This window comes from Candidatus Coatesbacteria bacterium (assembly GCA_014728225.1).
Lineage (GTDB): Bacteria > RBG-13-66-14 > RBG-13-66-14 > RBG-13-66-14 > RBG-13-66-14 > WJLX01.
In genome coordinates this window covers 1-3,843 of record WJLX01000086.1, presented here as the reverse complement: position 1 = coordinate 3,843, position 3,843 = coordinate 1, and the positions used below count along the sequence as shown (strand labels likewise).

The following is a 3,843-nucleotide window of genomic DNA, read 5'->3' as shown; positions in this document are numbered from 1 at the left end:
CGTACGACAACACCGATCCGCACCCAACCGCCGATAACATAGGGCCGGCGGGTGTTTTTGCCCGAAGACCTCCCGCCGAAGGGAGGTCTGCGGTATGCAAAAACCGTGACGGCCCGGCGGCGTGGGATTGAAACCCCGCCCTTAGCGCCTGCCGGCCGGCAGGCGCAGGCTGGAGAACCTGCGCTCCATGATGCTTCGGTAACAACCGCATTCGACAGCGCTGAGAACGGGGTCCCGCAATCCCGTCGTATTCTGAACTGTCTGCACCGTCCCTGCTGAAATAGCCGACCGTTTATTCTATGATTGACACGAAGAATCGACTCAACCACCGCCGCGAGGGCGGCGTAAACCGGGAAGGCCCGTGCAGAAAACCCCCCGGGGCATGCGCCCCCACATCATCCTCCTCGGCCGACGCAACGTCGGCAAGAGCTCCCTGGTCAACGCCCTCTGCGAGAGCGCGCTGGCCCTGGTCTCCAACGTACCCGGCACCACCACGGACCCGGTGCGCAAGGCCTTCGAGCTGCTACCCTTCGGCCCGGTGGTCTTCGTTGACACCGGCGGTGTCGACGACACCGGCGAACTGGGCGAGCTGCGGGTCGAGCGCACCCGGCGGGAGCTGAAGAAGGCCGACTTCGCTCTGCTGGTCGTCGAGAACGGCGTCTGGGGCGACTACGAGCAGACCCTGCTCCGTCAGCTCGAGGCCGCCAAGACCCCCTTCCTCGTGGTGGTCAACAAGACGGATCTCGACGAAGCCTGGCGGGCGCCGGTGGACGACGCCTGGTACGTCAGCGCCCTCAAGGGCGAGAACACCCGGGAGCTGCGCGCCGAGCTGGCCGGCCGTCTGCGTGAGCTGGTCAAGCGCGAATCGACGATCGTCGGCGACCTGGTCACCGCCGGCGACCTCGTCGTGCTGGTTGTGCCCATCGACCTGGAGGCCCCGGCGGGACGGCTGATCCTGCCCCAGGTGATGACCATCCGCGACCTGCTGGACAACGACGCCGTCGCCCTGGTGGTCAAGGAGCGCGAGCTCTACGCCACCCTGTCGACCCTGGGACGCCGGCCCGACCTGGTTATCACCGACTCCCAGGCCGTGCTCAAGGTAACCGGCGACGTGGAGCCGGAGATCCCGCTGACCACCTTCAGCATCCTCTTCGCCCGGCTCAAGGGCGACCTCCACGAATTGACCCGTGGAGTCAAGGTTATCGACAAGCTGCGCGACGGCGACCGGGTGCTGATCGCCGAGGCCTGCAGCCATCATCCCGTGGGCGACGACATCGGCCGGGTCAAGATCCCCCGCTGGATCCGCCAGTACACCGGGGTCGACGTCGAGTTCGTCAACGTTCAGGGGCGCGAGTATCCGGAGAACCTCGATGACTACAGCTTGATCATCCATTGCGGGGCCTGCATGCTGACGCCCAAGGCGATGGAATCGCGGATGGACGAGGCCGCCGGACACTCGGTGCCGATCACCAACTATGGCGTGACCATCAGCTACGTTCAGGGAGTGCTGGAACGGGTGATCGCCCCCTTCGGTCTGACCCTGGAGGACCTGTGAGCCTGTCCCGCGCGGAGATAATCGAAATCTTGACCGACCACGCGGCCGGGCCGGCGCTGCGGGAGCGCGCCGACGGTCTGCGTCGCCAACTCCACGGTGACGCCGTCCATTTCCGCGCCATCCTCGAGTTCTCCAACCACTGTCGGGCGAGCTGCCTCTACTGTGGCATCAACTGCCGCACGGCCGGCGTCGAGCGCTACCGGATGGAGCGGGCGGACATCCTGGCCGCCACCGAACGCATCGTTGACGCCGGCTTCAATACAGTAATTCTGCAGTCCGGCGAGGATCGGGCCGTGAAGCCGGAGTGGCTGGCCGGAATCATCGGCGACATCAAGCAGAGCCACGACGTCGCCGTCAGTCTGTCCGTCGGCGAATGGCCCCGCGCGGTCTACGAGCTGTGGCGTGGGGCCGGCGCCGAGCGCTACCTGCTCAAGCTGGAAACCGCCGACGGAGAACTCTACGAGCGGCTGCACCCCGGGATGAGCCACCGCAACCGCCGGCGCTGTCTCGGGGACCTCTTCGAGCTGGGCTATCAGGTGGGCAGCGGCAACATCGTCGGCCTGCCCGGTCAGGGACCGGCGGAGCTGGCCGCCGACATCCTCGACTTCCAGGCTAATCCTTACGACATGATCGCCGTCGGGCCGCTGATCCCCGCCGCCGGGACACCCTACGCCGACCTGCCCCGACCGTCTGAGGATTCCGTCCTGCGCACCATCGCCCTGGCGCGGATCGCCGCTCCAAAGGCCCACCTGCCCTCGCCGACGGCGTTGTGCGCCCTGGAACCCGACGCCCGGCGCCGGGCCCTGGAATGGGGCGCCAACGTGCTGATGATCGGCTTCACCCCGCCCGAGGTCGCCCGCAAGTACCGCATCTACCAACGGGCCGAATGCGGCTCGACTCAAAGCTGTCTGGATTGCCTGCGCGGCGTGGTGACCGATTTGGGGCGCAGCGTCGGACGGGGCAAAGGTCACGGCTTCCGCAGTTCGGACACACCAGAGTGAACCCTGCTTCCATTCACCCAACCGGAGGGCCATGGACCGTTCGCGCACCCGTAAAGAGCACGACCGTTTCGGCGAACTCGAGCTGCCCGCCCAGGCCCTGTGGGGCATTCACGCCGAGCGGGCCCGCCTCAACTTCCCCCCCTCCTGGCGCAGGCTGCCCCGACCGCTGATCGCCGGGATGGGCTACGTCAAGCAGGCCTGCGCCACGGCAAACCACGAGCTGGGACACCTCGCCGACGCGGTCCACGAGGCCCTGACCACCAGTTGCGACGAACTCGTCGCCGGGGTTCTCGACGAGCACCTGGTCGTCGATCCCCTGGCCGGCGGCGCCGGAACCTCCTTCAACATGAACGTCAACGAGGTGCTGGCCAACCGGGCCAACGTCCACCTCGGCGGCGCACCGGGGGACTACGAGCCCGTAGATCCCCTGGACACCGTCAACATGCACCAGTCGACCAACGACACCTTCTCCACCGCGGTGCGGGTGGCCGCGCTGACCGAGCTGGTAGAACTGGAGCAGGAACTCGTCGGGTTGCAAGACGCCCTGCAGGACCTGGAGAAACGCCACGCCGACGAGATCGCCGTCGGCCGAACCCAGCTCCAGGACGCCGTGCCGCTGACTCTGGGCCAGGTCTTCGGCGCCTGGGCCGAGGCGATCGCCCGCGACCGCTGGCGGGTCTTCAAGTCGATGGAACGCCTGCGGGCGGTCAACCTCGGCGGAACGGCCATCGGCACCGGCCTGGGTGCGCCGCGGGAGTACATCTTCGCCGTCGTCGGACGCCTGCGAGAGCTGACCGGATTGCCCGTCTCCCGGGCCGAGAACCTCGTCGAGGCCACCGGCAACCAGGACGCCCTCGTCGAGGCCGACGGCGTCTTGACCGCCCCGGCGGCCAACCTGGCCAAGCTCTCCTGGGACCTGCGGATTCTCTCCATGCCCGCCGTCGGCGAGCTGAGCCTGCCCGCCGTTCAGGCCGGCAGCTCGATCATGCCCGGCAAGATAAACCCCGTCGTCGCCGAGTACGCCTGGCAGTGCGCCCAGGCAGTCATCGGTGGACACGCCGTGTTGACCCAGGCCGTGGCCGCCGGCAACCTCCAGCTCAGCCAATTCCTGCCCCTGGCCGCCTGGCACCTGCTGGACAACCTGCGCCTGCTGCGCAACGCCGTGGTCAGCACCGAGCGGCGCTGCGTCCGCGGCATCAACGTCAACGTCGAGCGGGCGCGCATGCACCTGGAGCAATCCCTCTCCGTGGCCGCCGCCCTGGTGCCCGCCCTGGGCTACGAAACCGT

At 67.8% G+C, this 3,843-nt stretch carries 3 protein-coding genes; all 3 read left to right on the top strand.

The genetic code is table 11. The annotated features are described in order from the left end of the window. Positions 1-382 precede the first annotated feature (382 nt). Positions 383-1,555, top strand: a complete 1,173-nt coding sequence (gene hydF / locus GF399_06080; GenBank protein MBD3399884.1) for a [FeFe] hydrogenase H-cluster maturation GTPase HydF — start codon at positions 383-385, stop codon at positions 1,553-1,555. Beyond that, a complete protein-coding gene (gene hydE / locus GF399_06075; protein MBD3399883.1) occupies positions 1,393-2,556 on the top strand; it encodes a [FeFe] hydrogenase H-cluster radical SAM maturase HydE in 1,164 nt (387 codons plus the stop codon). The genes hydF and hydE overlap by 163 nt, the downstream gene beginning before the upstream one ends. A 31-nt stretch (positions 2,557-2,587) precedes the next feature. Continuing rightward, a partial coding sequence (locus GF399_06070; GenBank protein MBD3399882.1) for an aspartate ammonia-lyase occupies positions 2,588-3,843 on the top strand: 1,256 nt, incomplete at its 3' end.